The 18069-nt window shown below is 63.6% G+C and carries 23 protein-coding genes and 1 other RNA gene; 12 read left to right on the forward strand and 12 right to left on the reverse strand.

Going from position 1 to position 18069, the window contains the following annotated elements; translation table 11 throughout:
* Positions 1-14: 14 nt before the first annotated feature.
* Positions 15-1079, reverse strand: coding sequence for a heat-inducible transcriptional repressor HrcA (gene hrcA / locus D5301_RS05170; protein WP_107432375.1), 1065 nt, complete (start codon positions 1077-1079; stop codon positions 15-17).
* A 115-nt stretch (positions 1080-1194) separates the two neighbouring features.
* Here hrcA and recN point away from each other — a divergent pair, with 115 nt between their 5' ends.
* On the forward strand, positions 1195-2856 hold the full coding sequence (recN, locus tag D5301_RS05175; RefSeq protein ID WP_153855040.1) for a DNA repair protein RecN: 1662 nt from the start codon (positions 1195-1197) through the stop codon (positions 2854-2856).
* Between the two features lie 34 nt (positions 2857-2890).
* Here recN and D5301_RS05180 read toward each other — a convergent pair whose 3' ends face one another.
* A complete protein-coding gene (locus D5301_RS05180; RefSeq protein ID WP_153855041.1) occupies positions 2891-3811 on the reverse strand; it encodes a LysR family transcriptional regulator in 921 nt (306 codons plus the stop codon).
* Positions 3812-3908: 97 nt separating this feature from the next.
* Here D5301_RS05180 and D5301_RS05185 point away from each other — a divergent pair, with 97 nt between their 5' ends.
* The gene (locus tag D5301_RS05185; RefSeq protein WP_153855042.1) at positions 3909-5174 is read left to right on the forward strand and encodes an SGNH/GDSL hydrolase family protein; all 1266 of its coding nucleotides are present in this window, start codon (positions 3909-3911) and stop codon (positions 5172-5174) included.
* A gap of 64 nt (positions 5175-5238) precedes the next feature.
* Here the strand turns inward: D5301_RS05185 and fur are convergent, their stop codons facing one another.
* Positions 5239-5646 carry a ferric iron uptake transcriptional regulator gene (gene fur, locus D5301_RS05190; RefSeq protein WP_005409235.1) on the reverse strand — a complete coding sequence of 136 codons (408 nt, stop codon included), beginning with the start codon at positions 5644-5646 and terminating at the stop codon, positions 5239-5241.
* A gap of 103 nt (positions 5647-5749) precedes the next feature.
* On the opposite strand from fur, the gene bamE reads away from it, so the two are divergent.
* Positions 5750-6142: an outer membrane protein assembly factor BamE gene (bamE, locus tag D5301_RS05195; protein ID WP_153855043.1), complete on the forward strand. Its 393-nt coding sequence runs from the start codon at positions 5750-5752 to the stop codon at positions 6140-6142.
* Positions 6143-6178: 36 nt separating this feature from the next.
* Here the strand turns inward: bamE and D5301_RS05200 are convergent, their stop codons facing one another.
* Together D5301_RS05200 and D5301_RS05205 are read right to left on the reverse strand one after the other, a co-directional pair.
* Complete coding sequence (locus tag D5301_RS05200; protein ID WP_110711986.1) at positions 6179-6436, reverse strand: RnfH family protein; 258 nt, start codon at positions 6434-6436, stop codon at positions 6179-6181.
* 3 nt (positions 6437-6439) lie between these two features.
* Positions 6440-6865 carry a type II toxin-antitoxin system RatA family toxin gene (locus D5301_RS05205; RefSeq protein ID WP_087922269.1) on the reverse strand — a complete coding sequence of 142 codons (426 nt, stop codon included), beginning with the start codon at positions 6863-6865 and terminating at the stop codon, positions 6440-6442.
* A 57-nt stretch (positions 6866-6922) separates the two neighbouring features.
* Here D5301_RS05205 and smpB point away from each other — a divergent pair, with 57 nt between their 5' ends.
* Positions 6923-7426, forward strand: a complete 504-nt coding sequence (gene smpB, locus D5301_RS05210) for an SsrA-binding protein SmpB (protein WP_005409231.1) — start codon at positions 6923-6925, stop codon at positions 7424-7426.
* A gap of 125 nt (positions 7427-7551) precedes the next feature.
* On the opposite strand, the gene D5301_RS05215 is transcribed toward smpB, so the two are convergent.
* From D5301_RS05215 to D5301_RS05225, 3 genes are all read right to left on the reverse strand, one after another.
* The gene (locus D5301_RS05215; protein ID WP_110711985.1) at positions 7552-8124 is read right to left on the reverse strand and encodes a hypothetical protein; all 573 of its coding nucleotides are present in this window, start codon (positions 8122-8124) and stop codon (positions 7552-7554) included.
* Between the two features lie 141 nt (positions 8125-8265).
* Positions 8266-8697 carry a GNAT family N-acetyltransferase gene (locus D5301_RS05220; RefSeq protein ID WP_049462621.1) on the reverse strand — a complete coding sequence of 144 codons (432 nt, stop codon included), beginning with the start codon at positions 8695-8697 and terminating at the stop codon, positions 8266-8268.
* Between the two features lie 85 nt (positions 8698-8782).
* The gene (locus tag D5301_RS05225; RefSeq protein ID WP_228756320.1) at positions 8783-9010 is read right to left on the reverse strand and encodes a hypothetical protein; all 228 of its coding nucleotides are present in this window, start codon (positions 9008-9010) and stop codon (positions 8783-8785) included.
* A gap of 197 nt (positions 9011-9207) precedes the next feature.
* Here D5301_RS05225 and ssrA point away from each other — a divergent pair.
* Together ssrA and D5301_RS05235 are read left to right on the forward strand one after the other, a co-directional pair.
* Positions 9208-9561, forward strand: a transfer-messenger RNA (tmRNA) gene (gene ssrA / locus D5301_RS05230).
* Positions 9562-9726: 165 nt separating this feature from the next.
* Entirely contained in the window at positions 9727-10932 is a 1206-nt protein-coding gene (locus D5301_RS05235) for an integrase arm-type DNA-binding domain-containing protein (protein WP_228756321.1), read from the forward strand.
* Between the two features lie 3 nt (positions 10933-10935).
* Here the strand turns inward: D5301_RS05235 and D5301_RS05240 are convergent, their stop codons facing one another.
* Positions 10936-11439 carry a hypothetical protein gene (locus D5301_RS05240; RefSeq protein WP_153855045.1) on the reverse strand — a complete coding sequence of 168 codons (504 nt, stop codon included), beginning with the start codon at positions 11437-11439 and terminating at the stop codon, positions 10936-10938.
* Between the two features lie 145 nt (positions 11440-11584).
* Between D5301_RS05240 and D5301_RS05245 the strand changes: the two genes are divergently transcribed.
* Genes D5301_RS05245 through D5301_RS05255 form a run of 3 tightly spaced genes read left to right on the forward strand, consistent with a single transcriptional unit; the run spans position 11585 to position 13874 of the window.
* Complete coding sequence (locus D5301_RS05245; RefSeq protein WP_153855046.1) at positions 11585-12706, forward strand: XRE family transcriptional regulator; 1122 nt, start codon at positions 11585-11587, stop codon at positions 12704-12706.
* Positions 12707-12717: 11 nt separating this feature from the next.
* Positions 12718-13203 (forward strand): hypothetical protein, encoded by a 486-nt coding sequence (locus D5301_RS05250; protein WP_111118821.1) that lies wholly within the window; start codon positions 12718-12720, stop codon positions 13201-13203.
* A 29-nt stretch (positions 13204-13232) separates the two neighbouring features.
* Positions 13233-13874, forward strand: a complete 642-nt coding sequence (locus tag D5301_RS05255) for a hypothetical protein (protein WP_153855047.1) — start codon at positions 13233-13235, stop codon at positions 13872-13874.
* 156 nt (positions 13875-14030) lie between these two features.
* On the opposite strand, the gene D5301_RS05260 is transcribed toward D5301_RS05255, so the two are convergent.
* On the reverse strand, positions 14031-14645 hold the full coding sequence (locus tag D5301_RS05260; RefSeq protein WP_153855048.1) for a hypothetical protein: 615 nt from the start codon (positions 14643-14645) through the stop codon (positions 14031-14033).
* 61 nt (positions 14646-14706) lie between these two features.
* Between D5301_RS05260 and D5301_RS05265 the strand changes: the two genes are divergently transcribed.
* Together D5301_RS05265 and D5301_RS05270 are read left to right on the forward strand one after the other, a co-directional pair.
* Complete coding sequence (locus tag D5301_RS05265) at positions 14707-14976, forward strand: hypothetical protein (RefSeq protein WP_153855049.1); 270 nt, start codon at positions 14707-14709, stop codon at positions 14974-14976.
* Between the two features lie 146 nt (positions 14977-15122).
* Positions 15123-15473 carry a hypothetical protein gene (locus tag D5301_RS05270; protein ID WP_153855050.1) on the forward strand — a complete coding sequence of 117 codons (351 nt, stop codon included), beginning with the start codon at positions 15123-15125 and terminating at the stop codon, positions 15471-15473.
* Between the two features lie 192 nt (positions 15474-15665).
* On the opposite strand, the gene D5301_RS05275 is transcribed toward D5301_RS05270, so the two are convergent.
* Positions 15666-16220: a hypothetical protein gene (locus D5301_RS05275; protein ID WP_153855051.1), complete on the reverse strand. Its 555-nt coding sequence runs from the start codon at positions 16218-16220 to the stop codon at positions 15666-15668.
* Positions 16221-16630: 410 nt separating this feature from the next.
* On the opposite strand from D5301_RS05275, the gene D5301_RS05280 reads away from it, so the two are divergent.
* The gene (locus D5301_RS05280; RefSeq protein ID WP_153855052.1) at positions 16631-17065 is read left to right on the forward strand and encodes a hypothetical protein; all 435 of its coding nucleotides are present in this window, start codon (positions 16631-16633) and stop codon (positions 17063-17065) included.
* On the opposite strand, the gene D5301_RS05285 is transcribed toward D5301_RS05280, so the two are convergent.
* Positions 17052-17777: a hypothetical protein gene (locus tag D5301_RS05285; protein WP_121503648.1), complete on the reverse strand. Its 726-nt coding sequence runs from the start codon at positions 17775-17777 to the stop codon at positions 17052-17054. The genes D5301_RS05280 and D5301_RS05285 overlap by 14 nt on opposite strands.
* Positions 17778-18069: the final 292 nt, after the last annotated feature.

Raw genomic sequence — 18069 nt, forward strand, 5'->3', positions numbered from 1 at the left:
CGGGATGCTGCGTTTCAAGCGTCGGATGTTCCGGGAGTGCGCCCGGCCGGTGAAAAGGCCGCACCGAGCACATCGGCGGTGGCCTGGACCAGCGGAATCATGCGGTCGTAGGCCATCCGCTTGGGGCCGATCACGCCCAGCACGCCCAGTACCTGGCCATTGGCGGTGTACGGGGCGGTGACCAGCGAGACCCCCTGCAGCGGCATCATCCCGGTCTCTTCGCCGATGAAGATGCGCACGCCCGGGGCCTGGATGGTCCGTTCCAGCAGCTGCAGGATCTCGCGCTTGCTGGAGAACAGCTCGAACAGCTCGCGCAGGCGCTCCAGGTCGGACAGGTCCTGCACCCCCATCAAGCGGGTCTGGCCGGCCACCAGCATGTCGTCAGCGGCCGGCTGCAGGGCCTGCTCGGCCAGTTCGATGCTGTGTGCCAGCAGCTGCTCCAGTTCCGAACGGGCATCACGCAGCTCCAGCAGCAGACGGGTGCGGATCTCGGCCATCGGCAGGCCAGCGAAATGGGCATTGAGGTAGTTGGCGACCTGCTCCAGCTGGCCTGGCGCGAACTCCTGGCGGGTCTCGATGACGCGGTTCTGCACCTCGTTGTCGGCAAACACCAGGATCGCCAGCACCCGGCGCCCGTCCAGCGCCACGAAATCGATCTGGCGGAACGCGAACTGCTCGCGCCGCGGCGCGCTGACCACGCCGACGAAATGGCTCATCGCCGACAGCAGCTCCGAGGCGCTGCCGAGCAGGGCCTGGGTGCTGCCGCCACTGGCCAGTTCCTGGCGCAACCGGGCCAGCTCGCCCTCGCCCGGCGGCTGCATCTGCAGCAGGCTGTCGACGAACACCCGATAGCCATGCGCGGTCGGGATGCGCCCGGCCGAGGTGTGCGGCGAGGCCAGCAGCCCCAGGTCTTCCAGGTCGCCGAGGATGTTGCGGATGGTGGCCGGGCTGACCTCCAGGCCAGCCACGCGCGCCAGCGTCTGCGAGCCGACCGGCTCACCGTCCTGGATGTAACGCGCAATCAGCGTGCGCAGCAGATGGCGCGCACGCGGGGCAAGCTGGTCGGGAGAACCGTGCATGGAATCAACCTGTGAGACACGGACACTAGATAATGGCGGCGCATCACCTTGGCAAGTCATTGGACCTCCCTCGCCCGCGTGCTAGCGTTGCGCGGCTGCTGATACCCCCTTACCCATGCTCAGACATCTTTCGATCAAGGATTTCGCCGTCGTCCGCGCCACCGAACTGGAGTTCGGGCCAGGCATGACCGTGGTTTCAGGCGAGACCGGCGCCGGCAAGTCGCTGATGGTCGACGCGCTGGGCTTCCTGTCCGGCCTGCGCGCCGACAGCGGCGTGGTCCGCCATGGCGCCGCGCGCGCCGAGCTTTCCGCCGAATTCGCGCTGGACCAGCTGCAGGCCGCGCGCCAGTGGCTGGCCGACAACGAGCTGGACGACGAGGAACAGTGCCAGCTGCGCCGCGTGATCCGCGCCGATGGCGGTTCGCGGGCGTGGATCAATGGCCGCCTGGTGACCCTGGCCCAGCTGGGCGACCTGGCCTCGCTGCTGGTGGAGATCCACGGCCAGCACGAACAGCAGGCCCTGCTGACGCGCCCGTCGCAGCTGGCCCTGCTCGACGCCTATGCCGGCAACGAGGCGGAGCGCCGCCAGGTGCGCCGCGCCGCCGCCGCGTGGCAGGCGCTGGTCGACGAATCACTGGCACTGTCGCAACAGGGCGACGTCAGTGACCGGATCGGCTTCCTGGAGCACCAGCTGCGCGAACTGGACCGCGAGGACCTGGAACCGGAGTCGATCGCCGCGCTCGGCGCCAGCCACCGCCGCCAGGCCCATGCCAGCGCCCTGCTGAGCGCCTGCCAGGCGGCCAGCAACCAGCTCAACGGCGACGACGGCAGTTCCGCGCTGGACCTGCTGCAGCAGGTGCGCCACGAGCTGTCGCGCCTGATCGAACATGACCCGCGCCTGGGCGAGGTGGACAGCCTGATCGAGAATGCCTCGATCCAGCTGCACGAAGCCCTGTCGCTGCTGGACCGGGTGCATGACGACCTCGACGCCGACCCGGAACAGTTCGAGGAGAACGAGCGCCGCCTCGGCCGCCTGCACGACCTGGCGCGCAAGCATCGCGTGCCGATGGACGAGCTGGGCGCGCAGCGCGAACGCATGCATGCCGAAGTGGAACAGTTGCGCGGCGCCGACGAACGCCTGCAGCGCCTCGCCGGCGAGATCGACAAGGCCGCCGCCGCCTGGCGCGTACAGGCCGAAGTGCTGACCGCCAGCCGTCGCGGTGCCGCCGCCGAACTGTCGGCCACCACCACCGGCATCATCGCCGAGCTCGGCATGGGCGGCGGCCAGTTCCTGATCGAACTGGAGCCGCAGGACAACGGCAAGCCCGATCCGCAGGGTGCCGAACGCGCGGAATTCCTGGTCGCGGCCAACGCCGGCCAGCCGCCGCGCGCCCTGCGCAAGGTCGCCTCGGGCGGCGAACTGTCCCGCATCTCGCTGGCCATCGAAGTGGCCGCGCTGGACCTGGATGCAGTACCGACCATGGTGTTCGACGAAGTCGACTCCGGCATCGGCGGCGCGGTGGCGGACATCGTCGGTCAGAAGCTGCGCGCCCTTGGCGAGAAGCGCCAGGTGCTGTGCGTGACCCACCTGCCGCAGGTCGCCTCCAAGGGCCATGCCCACTACCGGGTCAGCAAGGCGCCGGTGGACGGCATGACCCAGAGCGCAGTGGAGAAGCTGGACAGCAAGGCACGCGAGGAAGAACTGGCGCGCATGCTCGGCGGCGTGGAAGTGAGCAAGGAAGCGCGCGCCGCCGCACGCAAGCTGCTGCAGGTCTGAGGCCTGTTCGCGGTTATCCACGCATGGCGTGGATCTACAACGCGCGAGGTAGTGCCAGATCCACCGTTTCCACCAGAAAATCAAGGAAGGCGCGCACCCGCAGCGGCAGGTAGCCACCCTGTCCCAGGAACACCGCGTGCACCTCTTCCAGGTCACCGGGGTTGGCCTCCTCCAGCACCGGCAACAGGCGTCCGGCAGCGATGTCCTCCTGCACCTGGTAGGTCGCCAGCCGCGCCATGCCCAGCCCACCCAGCACCAGCTGGCGCAGCGCATCGCCGTTGCTGGCGCGGGCATTGCCACTGGGCAGCAGCATGCGTTCGCGACCATCCTGCAACAGCGGCCAACCCTGCATCGCACGTGCGTGGCCGATGTCCAGACGGTTGTGCGACTGCAGCTCCTCGGTGTTGCGTGGCAGGCCGTGCCGCTGCGCGTAGGCCGGCGCGGCCACGATCATCATCCGCGTCGCACCCAGCCGTCGCGCCACCAGGCTGGAGCTCTTCAGCGGGCCGGCCCGCACCGCCACATCGGTGCGCTGCTCAAGCAGGTCGATCACCTCGTCGTTCAAGGTCAGATCCACCCCCACCTGCGGATTGCGCTCCAGGAATGCCGGCAGCAGCGGCAACAGGAAATGCTGGCCGAACGGCACGTTGGAGTTGACCCGCAGCCGCCCGCGCGGCTCGGCATGGGCGCTGGCGCAACGCTCGGCCTCTTCCAGGTCGGCCAGCACGCGCAAGCCGCGCTCGTAGAACGCGCAGCCTTCCGGGGTCAGCTGCAGCTGGCGGGTGGAGCGTTGCAGCAGGCGCGTACCCAGCCGCTGCTCCAGCCGGGCCACCAGCTTGCTCACCGCTGATGGCGTCATGTCCAGGGTGCGTGCGGCGGCGGAGAAGCCACCGGTCTCGATTACCCGCACGAACACTTCCAGTTCGCCGGATCGGTTGATGTCAGGCCGCGCCATGATGATGAATCCGATTCACAGATGATTATCCATGCGCAGTCTAGTTCACAGATGAGCGGGAAATCACCATGGCGCTCCCTCCTCCCGGGATTGCCCGATGAACCGCTTCAACCAGCTCACCACCACCGCATTGATCGTCCTGTCCAGCGCAGCCAGCGCCGCCCCGGCCCCGCACTGGGTCGCCAGCTGGCAGGCCAGTCCGCAACCGGTCTGGGGCGCCGAATTCCTGTTCCCGACCCTGGTCCCGGCCACACTGCAGGACCAGACGTTCCGGCAGACCGCGCGCATCAGCCTGGGCGGGCCCCGGCTGCGGGTGCGGCTGAGCAATGCCTACGGCACCCAGCCACTGCGGATCGGGGCGGCCAGCGTGGCCGCACAGGCGGGTGCCACCCCGCAGCCGCTCAGTTTCGACGGCCAGCCCGGGGTGCTGATCGGCCCCGGTCAGGAACGGCTGAGCGATCCGCTGCCACTGGCCACGGAAGACCGCCAGGCGTTGCAGGTCAGTGTCTTTGTGCCGGGGCCGACGCCACTGCAGACCTTCCATTGGGAGGGCCGCCAGACCAGCTGGATCGCCGGCGCTGACCAGACCCGGGCACGCGACCTGCAGGGGGCCAGTTCCACTACCACCCGCCTGTTGCTGACCGGGATCGAGGTCGAGGCCGCCCACAGCGCACGCAGCGTGGTGGTGATCGGCGACTCGATTACCGATGGCGCCACCGCCAGCCTCGATCAGGACCAGCGCTGGACCGACCACCTGGCCGTACGCCTGGCTCCGCGCGGTGTAGCCGTGGTCAACGCCGGCATCTCCGGCAACCGCCTGCTGCGCGACGGCATGGGCGAGTCGGTTCTGGCCCGCCTGCAGCGCGACGCACTGGATCAGCCCGGCGTGGACAGCATGATCGTGCTGATCGGCATCAACGACATCAGCTGGCCCGGCACCGCCTTTGCCCGCGCGCAACCCCGGCCCAGCCTGGCCGAGCTGCAGACCGGCTATCGCGCCCTGGCCGAACTGGCCCATCGGCGGGGTCTACGCATCCTGGGTGCCACCCTGACGCCGTTCGCTGGCGCCCTGCCCGGCACGCCGCTGGACGACTACTACCAGCCGGAGAAGGAAGCACTGCGCCAACAGCTCAATGCCTGGCTGCGCAGCGACAGCCCGTTCGATGCGGTGATCGACCTGGATGCGGCGCTGCGTGACCCGTCCGACCCGTCACGGATGGCTGCCGCCTACGATTCAGGCGACCACCTGCACCCGGGCGATGCGGGCAACCGGGCGATGGCCGAGGCGGTGGATCTGGAGGTGTTGCTGGGCGCATCCGAAACCCCTGGGGTCAGAGCCCTTTCCCAGGGGAAAGGGCTCTGACCCCACCCAATGAAAAACCCCGGGCAAGCCCGGGGTTTCGTCGCATCCAGCTGGCTGGAACGGCTTACTTGCGCTTCTTGCGCACGTACAGCACCAGCGAGTGCTCTTCCAGCTCGTAGCCGTGGTCGGCCGCGATCTTGCGCTGCAGCTCTTCGATCTCGTGGCTTTCGAACTCGATGATCTTGCCGCTGTCCACGTCGACCATGTGGTCGTGGTGGCCGCCACGGTCCAGCTCGTAGACGGCCTGGCCGCCTTCGAAATTGTGCTTGAGCACGAGGCCGGCGGCCTCGAACTGGGTCAGCACCCGGTACACCGTGGCCAGGCCGATCTCGTCGCCGTGCTCCAGCAGCTGGCGGTAGATGTCTTCGGCGGTCATGTGGTGCTGGGCATTGCGCTGCTCGAGCAGCGCCAGGATCCGCATCCGCGGATGGGTCACCTTCAGGCCGACTTTACGCAGGTCGTGGGTTTCCATAGGTCTCCGTTCATTGGCGATTTAGCGCCAGCTGCCTCGGATTGGGTCGCGGTGGCACGCCGGGAGTGTATCATCGGTTTGATTTCCCCAACCGCCAGTCCCGATGCGCAATCTCCTGTTGGTCGCCGCCGTCGCCCTGTCCACCACCGGGTGCGGCATCATCTACAAGCAACCCATCTATCAGGGCAACCTGATCCGGGAAGATGCCGTGGCCAAGCTGCAGGTCGGGCAGAGCAAGCAGCAGGTCACTGCGCTGCTGGGCACCCCGTCCATTCCAGACCCGTTCCACGCCCAGCGCTGGGACTACACCTCCAGCCAGCACGTGAACCGCCTGGGCCGTACCGAGGTGAAGAACTTCACCGTGTTCTTCGACAATGACAACGTGACCCGCTGGGAAGGCGATTACTTCCCGGGCAACGACAAGGCCCTGGCCCAGCAGACCGTGCGCCAGTTCGGCCGCAACCTGCCGAAGGACAAGAAGAAGAAGGGCCGCTGAGGCCCCCTGCCCGTCCTCGCGGACGGGTCGCGGGAATCAACCGCCGAGCGCGCGTCGCCGGCGGTTGTCCTTGGGGTCGGCCAGCAACGGGCGTAGCAGTTCGATACGGTCGCCATCCAACAAGGCCTGCTGCGGACGTGCCAATACGCCATGCACGGCCACCGCCGGGCAGTCGGCAGTGCCGTCCAGCGCGGCAGCAGCAATGGCATCGGCCACGGTCGCGCCCTCGTCCAGCTGCAACCGGCACGACAGCACCCGCTGCGGCCAGGCCAGCACCACCTCGACCTCGATCATCGCTCAGGCCTCGTCGGCGACGCGGACGAAATCATTGACCATCCGATCGGCCAATCCCTGGAAGCCGATCGCCAGGGCCGGACCGAGCAGGCGCGAGCTGGGTTCGAATTCCAGGGTGAGGGTGACCTTGCAGGCATCTTCGGCCAGCGCATGGAATTCCCAGCGACCGTGCAACTGCTTGAACGGGCCATCGCGCAGCTGCATATCGATGCTGTGCGGGCGCTGCAGGGTGTTCTCCGTCTGGAACCAGGTGCTGAACGAACCCAGGCCCAGGTCCAGGCGCGCCACCAGGCGGTCCTCGCCCTGCTCCAGGATCTGGGCAGCCGAGCACCAGCGGAAGCGGCGCGGATAGGCCTGGACGTCGTTGACCAGGTCGAACATGCGCGCGGCCGAATGTTCGACCAGGGCGCTGCGGCGGATAGTAGGCATGAATACAGGACGTTTCGGCAATCGACCGGGCGGGCCCGAATCGGAGACAATACGGAAATGAGCAAGAACAGCGGCAAGGATAAAGCAAAGAGCGCGACGGCCAACAAAACCATCGCGTTGAACAAGCGTGCCCGCCACGAGTACCACATCGAAGAGCGCTTCGAGGCCGGCCTGGCCCTGCAGGGCTGGGAGGTGAAGTCGATCCGTGCTGGCCGCGGCAACATCATCGACGCCTACGCCTATGTGAAGCACGGCGAGATCTTCCTGATCGGCGCGCAGATCACCCCGTTGATCCAGGCCTCGACCCATGTGGTGGCCAATGACCGGCGCGAGCGCAAACTGCTGCTGCACCGGAGCGAGATCGACAAGCTGGTCGGCAAGGTCGAGCGCGATGGCTATACGATCGTGCCGACGGCGATGTACTGGAGCAAGAACAAGATCAAGCTCGAAGTCGCGCTGGCCAAGGGCAAGCAGACCCACGACAAGCGCGATGCCGCCAAGGACCGCGACTGGGCGATCGAGAAACAGCGTGTGATGCGTCGCGGGAACCGCGACGCATAAGGCGGCTGCACACGACCATGTAGAGTCGAGCCATGCTCGACTGCCTTGGCTTTCTGTAGAGCCGAGCCATGCTCGGCTTCGGTAAGAAAAGCAGTCGAGCATGGCTCGACGCTACAAAAGGCAGGTCACCCCGCCAGTACGCCCTGCCTGCGCATCCGCGGCGCCAGCGCCGCGTGCATCACTGCCAGGTGCATCACCACCGCCAGTTCCGGCGCATAACGGTCATCGCCCGCCCGCCACTTCCGGGCCAGTTCGGCCGCATCGGCCGGCAGCAGCGCCAGCAACTGGGCGTCATCCAGCGAATCCGCCGCGCCCTGCAGCTGTCGGGCCATCTGCCGCGACTGCCAGACGTGCACACCGATACTGAGACTGGCCAGCGACATCAGGACCACGGCCAATCCGTGCTCGAACCACTGCGACAGCACTTCCGGCCCCCATAGCAGGGCCGCCAGCACCGCCAGACCCGGCAGGCGCCACCCCAGCCAATGGATGCGGCCGCGCTGCGACCAATGCACCACCACCGCGCTGGCCACCAACGCGGCGGCGGCGGTGGCCGGCAGCTCGGTCAGCCACGTGGCCGCCAGCAGCACCGCCAGCACCGCCCAGACCCAGCCGGGCGGCAGCGCACGCCGCTGGTAGTCGGCACCGACCGGCCCGATCAGCTGTCGCAGACTGCGTTGTTGGCTTGCATCGGTCACCCACAGTCTCCGTGTCTGTCCTGGCCCGGATGGTCGTCGCCAGTGTGTCGCAAATTCGTGCCCACGAAGTTAGCAATCCGCTATGACAGACGCTCTACAACAAGTTGCGGATTGACAGGACGCGCGGCTCGCCCGCAGCGCTCACCCCGCCGACAGATCCTTGCTGAGGAACACCCTGCATGTGCCGACCGGATCGCATGGCACACGGCCGAACACGACCCATCCATGCTTCACATAGAAGTCGGGCGCCTGGAAGCTGAGGGTGTACAGCACGCCGGAACGGCAACCGCGACGCCGCGCTTCATCCTCTGCGGCCTTCAGCACACGCGAACCCAGCCCGTTGCCGCGATGGGCCGCTGGCAGATGGAACAGATCCACGAACCACAGGCCCAGTGAGGTTCGCCCGGTAAGGCCCCCTACCACCTCGCCACTGGCCGGATCGGTGACCAGCACCGCCAGTGTGCGCCGATCGGCGTAACCCGCAGCGTCAACATTGAACTGATCCAAGCCAGTGCCAATCACCTCCAGCGCTTCGTCGCTGGGTTCATCTGTTACTGCAACGTCAAGCGTCATGGCGTCCTTCCACTGGCTCCACTTCAGGAATCTGGATGCTATCAAGCCTGATCGCACCTACGCCGGCCCGCTTCAGCGTTTGGCGCTATTGCGGCCCGTCTTGAGCACAGACCGATGCCACTGCCTTCAACAACAGATCGGCCTGCAGCCCTGATGCAGGACCTGTTGCCGGAAACGCCGCCGCGAGGGCCTTCGCCGCCCGATCTGCGTGTGGCTGGATGTACCAGGACGATTCAGCCGACAGCATGCCACCGCGCACCTCTTGCCCGATCCGATACTGTCCCCAGTTGCCGGGGCTGACGGAAATGGCCATGAGCCCCCCGTGGAGTGGTATCCGGAAATTCGAGCACGGCGCCCCAAGGAATCGCAACGTGCCAATCAGCTGGGAGCCGGACGCTCACCCGCGTGACTGTTCAGGAAGATTGCCGTAAGATCCGTCTCGTTGGGCAGGGTCAGTGTCAGCTTTTATGACGGCATTGGCCCCAAAGCCTTGCAATGCTTGAAGAAACCGGGGGTGCATTGGTTTCGACGGGGGTTGTGAAGTCGCCTGGCGCATGCCGAGGGGGTAGCTTTCCTCGTAAATCCAGCTGCAAAACTCTAGTTGCCAACGACGACAACTACGCTCTGGCCGCTTAAGGCCTAAGCCTCGAAACCGCTTGTGTCCATGCTCGCGGTGTAGAGTCACTATCATGGAATCGCGCTGGGTGGCTGCCTGTCAGTCCGGCACTAGAACACAACAGGCTGGTTCCCGGATGCGCTTTGCGCACCGTGCTGTTCGGGGACGAGACCCAACGGTGAGCTAAGCATGTAGTGCTGGGGATGGAGTGCCTTCGGACGGCGGTTCAATTCCGCCCACCTCCACCAACGAACGGTCCGTCAAGGACCGGAGAAGCCCGGAAACCCCCGCATCACAAGGGTTTCCGGGCTTTTTTATTGTCCGCAGCAGACCGGGGCAATCCGTTTCAATCCATGAGACGGTGGGGGTATATCAGGGGGTATCCGACCGCATCCACTGAAGCGATACCCCCAATGCCTCTGACCGACGCCGCCATCAGGCGCGCCAAGCCCAGCGACAAGCCGCAGAAGATCACCGACGGCGGCGGCCTGTACCTCTACCTCACCCCGACCGGCGCGCGCAGCTGGCGCTGGAAGTACCGCATCGCCGGCAAGGAGAAGCTGCTGTCGATCGGCCTGTACCCGGATGTCTCCTTAGCTCGCGCGCGCGAGACCCGCGACGAAGCCCGCCGGCTGCTGGCCCGAGGCGTCGACCCGGGCGCGCAGAAGAAGGCTGCTGCCCTAGCCCACTCCGCCCTCGGCTCGGACAGCTTTGAGACCATCGCCAATGAGTGGCTGGCCACACGCCCTTGGGTGCCGAACTATGCGGAGAAGGTCGAAGCCTGGATGAAGAACGACGTATTCCCGTGGCTCGGTTCGCGCTCTGTAGCTGACCTAACCGCGCCGGACTTCCTCCGGGTGGCCCGGCGCATTGAGGACCGCGGTGCGATCGAGTCCGCGCACCGGATCATGCAGAACTGCGGCCAGATCATGCGGTACGCCGTGGCCACCGGCCGCGCCGAGCGAAATCCGGTTGCCGACCTGAAGGGAGCGCTTGCGCCGCCGAAGGAGGCCCACCATGCCGCGATTACCGACCCCGGGCAGCTGGGTGGCCTGCTGCGCTCCATCGAGGCATACAGCGGGTCTGCCATCACCCGCTCGGCGCTGCGGCTGGCACCGTTGGTGTTCTTGCGTCCTGGCGAACTGCGGCATGCGGAATGGGACGAATTCGACCTCGACGCGGCCGTGTGGACCATTCCCGCCAGCAAGATGAAAATGCGTGCTGCACACCTGGTTCCACTGTCCAAGCAGGCGCTGCAGATCTTGGAGGACATCAAGCCGATCACCAGGCGGCACAAGTGGGTGTTCTCTGGCGCCCGCGATCCCAAACGCCCGATGTCGGAGAACGCCGTTACCGCAGCGCTGCGCAACATGGGTTACGACCGCACGATGATGACCGGCCATGGCTTCCGCGCGACCGCTCGCACCATTCTGGATGAGGTCCTGCACTTCCGGCCGGACATCATCGAGCACCAGCTGGCGCACGCGGTGAAGGATCCCAACGGCCGGGCGTACAACCGCACATCGCACCTGCAGGAGCGGGTGCGGATGATGCAGGTCTGGGCCGATTACCTCGATGGACTACGCGATGGCAATGTGGTGAAGCTGCGGGCCGGATGACGCCTACACACCCCGCCGCATCTGCTGCAGCCCTGCCCTCATCCACGCCTTGCGGGCGTCCTTTGGGCGGGGCTTGGTCGCCGATGGCTTGGCCGGCTCCAACGCTTCCTTGACCCGGGCCGTGGCGGTGGCCGTTGCCTCAGCCAGGCGCCGGGCCTGTTGCTGCTGCTCGCGGGTTGGCGGAAGGCCTGGCGGTGGCGGTGCCGGCTGAATCGGGGGGCTGTCGGTCAAGCGGGCAACGGCCTCGCGCAAAGGCAGGTCGGAGTACAACCTGGCGGCGCACCAGCGTTCGGCGTAGCGCTTGCCCTGAGACACGCTGGCGGCAAAAACCTTCTTGGTCTCGAAGATCTTTCGCGCATCCAGGTGAAGCCGGACACCGCGGCCGGGCGCCGGAGTGATATTGGCGACTGAGCGCCCGTTCCACCACAGATCCCAACGCTCCCCGGTCTGGACCCAGCCAGACGGGATCGGTGCGGTGCGGAAGCCTTGGTAGGTGGAGGAGATCATGGCCGGAAGGATACGACCGGCCGTCGCAGATCCTGCGAACGCGGCGGCGACCTGCCTGAATCGTTCGGGAGAACCCTAGCGCTGAATTGTTAAATCTTGCATCGACGATTTGACAAAAACGTCAATTTGTCCGAATCTCCGATCCATGGAACCACGTACTCCCGGACAGCTCGTTACCGCCCTTCTTAAAGAGAAGGGTTGGACCAAACGAACCTTGGCGATCGTACTTGCGGTCGACGAGTCAGTCATCACACGAATAGCTGCAGATAAGAAGCCGATTACCGCCGATCTCGCGCTTGGGCTGGAGGAGCTTTTCCACGTCCCGGCAGAGCGCTTTTTGGCTCTTCAGAAAGACTACGACTTGGCCCTGGCTCGAATCGCCTTTCAGCCTAGTCCCGAACGAGCGATGCGAGCCGAGATCTTCGGCTCCCTTCCGATCTCCGAAATGATCAAACGGGGATGGCTGAATGTAGAGAATCCGCGAGACGTGGCCGCCGTTGAGGCGGAAGTCGCGCGATTCTTCGATGTCAAAGCTATCCCCGACATTGAGTTCATGCCTCATGCCGCAAAGCGGACTCAGGTAGCAGCAAATGCTACACCCGCGCAGCTCGCATGGATTCATCGGGTGAAGTCAATCGCGGCTGAAATGTTGGTGCCGAAGTACACACCAACGACAGGAAAGGCAGCGATCGAGAGACTCAAGCCTCTCCTACGATCCGCCGAAGAAGCTCGCAAGGTCCCTCGCATCCTTGCGGAAGCCGGTATCCGCTTCGTGGTCGTCGAGACGCTGCCATCAGCAAAGATCGATGGCGTATGTACCTGGCTGGCTGATGATGCGCCCGTCGTGGGCATGTCCATGCGCTTCGATCGAATCGATAACTTCTGGTTCGTGCTGCGCCACGAGCTGGAGCATGTTCTTCGGGGCGATGGGAAGCACACGCCTGCCCTCGATGTTGAGATGGACGGGCGAACAGACGCTGCGGTTGCAGAAGAAGAGCGCGCGGCGAATTTGGCGGCCTCTGCATTCATGGTGCCGCCCGAGAAGCTGGCCGGATTCATCGCGCGCAAGTCGCCTCTGTTTTCGGAACGCGACATCGTTGGGTTCTCCGCGCTCCTAGGCGTTCATCCCGGTCTCGTAGCTGGACAGCTACAACACGCTACTGGGAAGTACGATCGTTTCCGGAGCCACTTAGTAAAAATTCGTTCGATCGTCCTCCCGGGCGCATCGACCGACGGGTGGGGCGACGTCGCGCCCTTGGGTCAGTAGGAGGTAGCTCTATGTCTACAAAGAGTCAGCGCTTACAGAACATCATTAAGCTCTATAAGCAGCGTACGGGCAACTCGTCTGTCGTCATGCAGGACGTAGCGAAGTTCGCTGCCGAAATGGGCTGGCAGCTTCCCAAGCCTAAAGATCCTATCGATCTCCTGGCCGAGGAGCTGTCCAAGGCCGCTCGAGAAGAGATCCGAAAGGATGAGGTCACCGGCCGTCCCTATCGTGCGAATCTTGCAGTCACGACGAACAAGCCCGACGGCACGCAGTTCACCTTCTGGACTGACATCGACGAAGCTCCCCGCCATGTCGCGCATCGTTCGTTCACCCAACGCCGCGATCAGATGATCGGTGACGCTCTTCAGCTGACCTTTGATGCGACCCATTGGAACCGCGTCCATGCAGATGAAGAGCCAATTAACATGGTGCTGGACTTCACCGACGACGTCGCGGAAAAGATGACCGCAATGGATATTGAGGACGAGGCGGCTTAACGCCTCCCCTCACCGACCCAAGGCGCGCAATGGAATCGACCCAAACCTGGAAGTTCATTCAGACAATAACCCCGGCGCTAATTGGCTTTGCGGGCGTCTGCGTCGGCGCAGGCATCACTGCACTTCGGGAGTACCTCGCCGGTAAGCGCAAGAGCAAAAGCGACGGTGCGTACCTCGCAGCAATCGTTGGCGGAGCATTGGACACTCTTATTTCCGGCTGCAGCGACGTGGTCGGTGATAGCGGCCAGGTGGATTCCAAAGGATACAGTCATCCAAAGACTGAGCATCCCCAGTTCGATCCGCTAAAACTAGACGTAGAGTGGCGCACCATTCCGCCGGATCTCTTGTTCGACATTCAAGATTTGCCCTACCAGCTGCTTTTCGCCGAAGGGGCTATCGGCGCCGCTAGTGAGTACGCCGCAATGCCGCCAGACTATGAGGAGTTCTTTGAGGAGCGGCAATACCAGTTCGCGCGAATTGGACTGCACTGCATTGATATTGCCGATCGTTTGCGCGCGCACGCGAAGTTGACCGCTAGGTCAAAGGCATATCAATGGGACCCGAAAGAGTACTTCCAGGAAAAGATCGACAAAATCGAAGCCCGGCGTGCCAAGCCTAACTCCTTCCCCGATTTTGCAGTTACGGCGACTGAGCCAACTCCGGGCCCTTGAATCCCCTGCGCTGGATCATTCCCCACCGGGCTTGCTACCAAACCTCGACAAAATCAGCCAACCTCGCCCTGTCGGGTCGGGCTGTCCCTACACGCCCCGGCCACGGCCGGCGGGGCTACCCTCCTGCAATGCGCAGCCGATTCGCCCAGCTGATCGTCAGATCGCTCCAAGATCCTTTACAACCGCCTGGCCCTGCTGCAAGAACCCGATCAGCAGACGGCCGCCGGCGACCTGCCGGCCCATCTGCTCGTTGAGGTAGTTCGCTTGGAGCCGCCCGGCAGCCATCAGGTCGACCTGCAGCATGCTCGGCGCCACGCCTTTGAGTGGATCGCCTGGTGACGCGAACTGGCCGCCGATCGGCTGCACTGACGTAGCCTGCCGGCTGTCGCTCTTGGCGTAGACCGTGGCCATCATCCTGCCGCTTCTGGGCGACCAACCGCCTAGGACAATCTCCGTCCCCAGCTGTTCGATAGGCAGGTCAGCCTCTGCGGCCGCCTTCTCATAGTTCAACCACAGTTGGTCCATTACAGGCCCCATCTCGGCCGAAAGCTGCTCAATAGAGAAGTCGGCCCGGAAGCTCGCCTGCAGAGCCAGCTCGTAGATCTTCAGAAAGAACTGGGCCCCGCCCCTCGTAGCCAGCAGCACGTTGTGCTGAGGTATCAGGAGAACCTTGGCACCAGCAGAGTAGGCGCCAGTCAGCGCATCCTCGGCAAGCGTATCCACTGCAACGACAAGCTGGTCACGGCTGATCAGAACGTTGAGGATGCTCATAGCGGGCTCGTCTAGACGTCCGCGAACTATCGCCTTCCCCGCCTTGCCTGTCGAGACCACCATGAGCGCCGAGATCAATGAAATCCTAGACCGCCTCCAAGCCTGTGAGGCCGGACTAGAAATGCACCGCGGCTACCTCAAGGCGATGGAGTACGCATTGCGAATCTGCGTACTGACCCACCCGGCACCAAACGACCTCTCCAATGCGTGGCATCAGCTTCTGCCAAATATTGCGGCCAAACACAGGGTCGACAGCAGCGATCTCTTCGCCGCGGCCTTCGAGCAATCACTGACGGTTCTGACCGAGCAAATCGGCGACGCTCGCACCTGATCGTCACTCGGCGGGTGCCGGCGCGGCACTGCTCAAGCGCCCTCGGGTTGAGCTTCCGGTCCTTCGGAAAGAGTATGGCCTTTCGGATGGAACCTGAACACGGGACCGGCTATCATCTCGCCTCCAAAATGGAAGGGGGATTAAGGATGAAAAAAGTACTCTCGCTCGGCGTCTTTGTCGCTGCCGTACTCACTGGATGTGGAGGCGACTTTGAGCTTTCGGTGCCAGAGGGCATCTCAAAAGCAGGCCTACAGATCGGCAAGTGCAAACGCGACCACAGCGCCGCATCACCGGTATGCACAGTGAAGAACGATTCCAACCTGATCGTTCCAGAACGCTCTTTGAGCTACACCTGCTTCGATAAAGAAGGAAACATCCTTCGCGCACCTGGAAGCGGTCGATTCCCAGACCGAACGATGAACCCCGGAACGGGAATCCGATTCAAATTCATGTGCCAGAACTCTGAAGACCTTGGGAAGATCGAAATAGGCATGTGACAGCCTCTCCCTTCGATCAGAGCGTTGCAGCACGAACTGGTGCAACGCTCTTGCTGCGGGCAGCATCCCAGGTCCATGCAGGCCTATCGCGTCAGCTGGGCAGTGAACACGCCGCGGAACAACCGCGAGGATCTCTTGGAGGCAGTCGCGTAGCGACTGCCTCTCTTCTGATGCAGGACTAATCCAGATGGATCAGAGCCAGATGTAACCCAATATCTGGTCGAGCAGCGGATACTTGACGTTCTCGCAATTGACGTCCGTTGTATCGAAAAGGTCGGCCCAGTTGTTAGGCTTTAGCCCGCCGCGGTGGCAGCGATAGAGCGGTACGGTTCCAGGCAGCTGCGTGCCAGCAATGTACCCAGTGATGGGCATGCCATTGGTCGTCTGCATATGCCCTTCGCAGTTCGGATCTCGCGAAGAGAAGCTATCCAACCAGTTGTTCTGCAAACAGGCATAAATGGTGACGCTGCCTTCGAAGGGGTAGTACGAGACAAAGCCTAGAACACCCTGCCGTGTACCTGGATGCTTCGAACCGGCGTGAGTAATGGGCCGGGCCGAGAACGTGTCTTCCCTGTTCTTCCAGCGCTCCAGCTCCACCAATAGAACACCTGCCGGAAGATCAGCCGCTTGAGCATTCGCCTCGGCTAGGACACTTGGCGTAGCTCCCACATAGTCGACTTCCTGCGCGGAAGCGTTCCAAGCGAGCGAGCCAGCAAGGATGGCCGACATCAAAATCGTCTTCTTCACATCTACTCCTTAGAGAATGGACGTACAGATTTCCAGCGGGCGTCTTGCCCGCACGTCGATTCTAGAGCAGGAAAATTTGCGCCACCGAGACATAGATCGTATTTGGCGTGCAACACGGCCAAGTTCGAATAGTCACTCGCCAATGCCTCTCGGCGCCCTAGCCGAACCCCAGCGGCACCTCGGTCAGGTCCACGATGAAGATCGTGGCGAAGTTGCTGTCGGTTGCCGCTGGCCATGGAGATCAACAGGGCAGCCGCGTGTTGAACATGCCGCCGAACAACCACGAGGACCTGCTGCAGCAGGTCGCCTAACATTCGCGCGCAGAAAACCCGAATGGTTCTCCGTAAGGACCGGGACAGTCCGACGCGATACCCTCTGCCTTGTTCGCAGCACAACACAGGGAGAGAGTCATGCGCGTACTGATCACCACAGCTTTCATCGCGACAATGCTTGCCGCAGGCTGCACGACCGCACCAGGTGTGATCCACGGCCGCACAGTTGAACTGCACCAAGAAACCGCCACCGATGGCGAGACGCTGGATGCGTTCGTTGTCAGAATCGCCCCGCGTGCACTGCAGGCGTCGAAGACCGCCCGTGCCACGGTTTGCGGCCAGGTCGAACAGGTCGCTGGTCGGCATACGATCCAACTGAAGACTGACGGCTACGTGAGCGATTGTGGGTTGCCGCAGTCCGGCCTTCCATACCTTCTGGTGAATGGCACCGCCGTAGACGCCAGAGAGAACCACTTCTCGCTGGCCAACCGTGACCGTCCCGGCTATCTGGTAACGCCGTGGTCGGTCAAGTATCAGGATGCAACCGGGGTGCGGACCGTCAGTAGTTTCTGACGTCCGCAACCATGCCGATTGCCTGATAGGACCCGTAGAACGCAGGCGGCGGCATTGGGGATGGCGTGGGTGTTTCGTAGGCGTTCCGATAGATGTCGAAGCCTTGGGTTTCGACTGCACCAGCGACGGTGCGAAATCCCACCATCTTGGTAAACACGTACCTCGTCCAGAACTGCGGCCCACCACCCGCACCGATGTAAGTGACTGCGGTAAACACACTCACGTTCGAAAGCGCCACGCAGAAGCCGTCTGCCTGCGGCATTGGATGGGTGCTGGCCTGTGTGCTGTTGGCCATAGCGATCACGCGCAGGTATTTGTAGCGGGAGTCGAACACCACCCGGTTGTTGGCCGGGTTCCGGACACGCATCCCCCGTGTGGTGTTGAACTGCATCTGTGCCACGTCAGTGGTATCGAACACCCAGTAGCTGACCGTCACAACGGGGGTGTTGGCTATGATCTTCCACGTGTATGTGCCGCCCGAGCTCGTTCTAGACAGCAGGCCCACAAAGTTCGAGTCGCAGCGGATTGCCAGAACAGGATTGTTGCAACCCGCGACGGTGATAGTTGCTATCCCGCACTCATTGAGTCCCGGCGTCGAGCCGGCAACCACCGTGGTCACCGCCCCCGACGTTTTCAGCGCAAGGTTCTCGTAGCTCGGGTCGATCTGGACCAGCGAATCTACCGTGCTTCGAATGCGGACGCCTCGCACCATTTCAATACCTCCCGTAGGACAGGATTCCATCGATCGGCGTGATTGGAATCTGGCCGACAGAACCGCTATAGGTCCAAGAAATCACGTCCCCGGCCCCAGCAGATTGACTGAACGTCGGTGAGCAGTTCCCGTCATTGGATGGGGCGAAGAAGAAGAATGCTGGATTGGACCCACTGCTGGGCACGGTGATTGAACCAGAGGCACCACCAGTGATCGAAACCCGCCCGATGATCCGGGGCAGCCTGGTGGTTATGTCCACCAGGATCTGCCCCGTGCCGGGGTCTCGCTGTCG

Origin of the sequence: Stenotrophomonas sp. MH181796 (assembly GCF_009659995.1) — a bacterium.
GTDB lineage: Bacteria > Pseudomonadota > Gammaproteobacteria > Xanthomonadales > Xanthomonadaceae > Stenotrophomonas > Stenotrophomonas riyadhensis.

What these genes read in the sequence shown, in the direction of transcription:
- hrcA (WP_107432375.1), bottom strand. Translation starts at nt 1,079, where the DNA reads ATGCACGGTTCTCCCGACCAGCTTGCCCCGCGTGCGCGCCATCTGCTG.
- recN (WP_153855040.1), top strand. Translation starts at nt 1,195, where the DNA reads ATGCTCAGACATCTTTCGATCAAGGATTTCGCCGTCGTCCGCGCCACC.
- D5301_RS05180 (WP_153855041.1), bottom strand. Translation starts at nt 3,811, where the DNA reads ATGGCGCGGCCTGACATCAACCGATCCGGCGAACTGGAAGTGTTCGTG.
- D5301_RS05185 (WP_153855042.1), top strand. Translation starts at nt 3,909, where the DNA reads ATGAACCGCTTCAACCAGCTCACCACCACCGCATTGATCGTCCTGTCC.
- fur (WP_005409235.1), bottom strand. Translation starts at nt 5,646, where the DNA reads ATGGAAACCCACGACCTGCGTAAAGTCGGCCTGAAGGTGACCCATCCG.
- bamE (WP_153855043.1), top strand. Translation starts at nt 5,750, where the DNA reads ATGCGCAATCTCCTGTTGGTCGCCGCCGTCGCCCTGTCCACCACCGGG.
- D5301_RS05200 (WP_110711986.1), bottom strand. Translation starts at nt 6,436, where the DNA reads ATGATCGAGGTCGAGGTGGTGCTGGCCTGGCCGCAGCGGGTGCTGTCG.
- D5301_RS05205 (WP_087922269.1), bottom strand. Translation starts at nt 6,865, where the DNA reads ATGCCTACTATCCGCCGCAGCGCCCTGGTCGAACATTCGGCCGCGCGC.
- smpB (WP_005409231.1), top strand. Translation starts at nt 6,923, where the DNA reads ATGAGCAAGAACAGCGGCAAGGATAAAGCAAAGAGCGCGACGGCCAAC.
- D5301_RS05220 (WP_049462621.1), bottom strand. Translation starts at nt 8,697, where the DNA reads ATGACGCTTGACGTTGCAGTAACAGATGAACCCAGCGACGAAGCGCTG.
- D5301_RS05225 (WP_228756320.1), bottom strand. Translation starts at nt 9,010, where the DNA reads ATGGCCATTTCCGTCAGCCCCGGCAACTGGGGACAGTATCGGATCGGG.
- D5301_RS05235 (WP_228756321.1), top strand. Translation starts at nt 9,727, where the DNA reads ATGCCTCTGACCGACGCCGCCATCAGGCGCGCCAAGCCCAGCGACAAG.
- D5301_RS05240 (WP_153855045.1), bottom strand. Translation starts at nt 11,439, where the DNA reads ATGATCTCCTCCACCTACCAAGGCTTCCGCACCGCACCGATCCCGTCT.
- D5301_RS05245 (WP_153855046.1), top strand. Translation starts at nt 11,585, where the DNA reads ATGGAACCACGTACTCCCGGACAGCTCGTTACCGCCCTTCTTAAAGAG.
- D5301_RS05250 (WP_111118821.1), top strand. Translation starts at nt 12,718, where the DNA reads ATGTCTACAAAGAGTCAGCGCTTACAGAACATCATTAAGCTCTATAAG.
- D5301_RS05255 (WP_153855047.1), top strand. Translation starts at nt 13,233, where the DNA reads ATGGAATCGACCCAAACCTGGAAGTTCATTCAGACAATAACCCCGGCG.
- D5301_RS05260 (WP_153855048.1), bottom strand. Translation starts at nt 14,645, where the DNA reads ATGAGCATCCTCAACGTTCTGATCAGCCGTGACCAGCTTGTCGTTGCA.
- D5301_RS05265 (WP_153855049.1), top strand. Translation starts at nt 14,707, where the DNA reads ATGAGCGCCGAGATCAATGAAATCCTAGACCGCCTCCAAGCCTGTGAG.
- D5301_RS05270 (WP_153855050.1), top strand. Translation starts at nt 15,123, where the DNA reads ATGAAAAAAGTACTCTCGCTCGGCGTCTTTGTCGCTGCCGTACTCACT.
- D5301_RS05280 (WP_153855052.1), top strand. Translation starts at nt 16,631, where the DNA reads ATGCGCGTACTGATCACCACAGCTTTCATCGCGACAATGCTTGCCGCA.
- D5301_RS05285 (WP_121503648.1), bottom strand. Translation starts at nt 17,777, where the DNA reads ATGGTGCGAGGCGTCCGCATTCGAAGCACGGTAGATTCGCTGGTCCAG.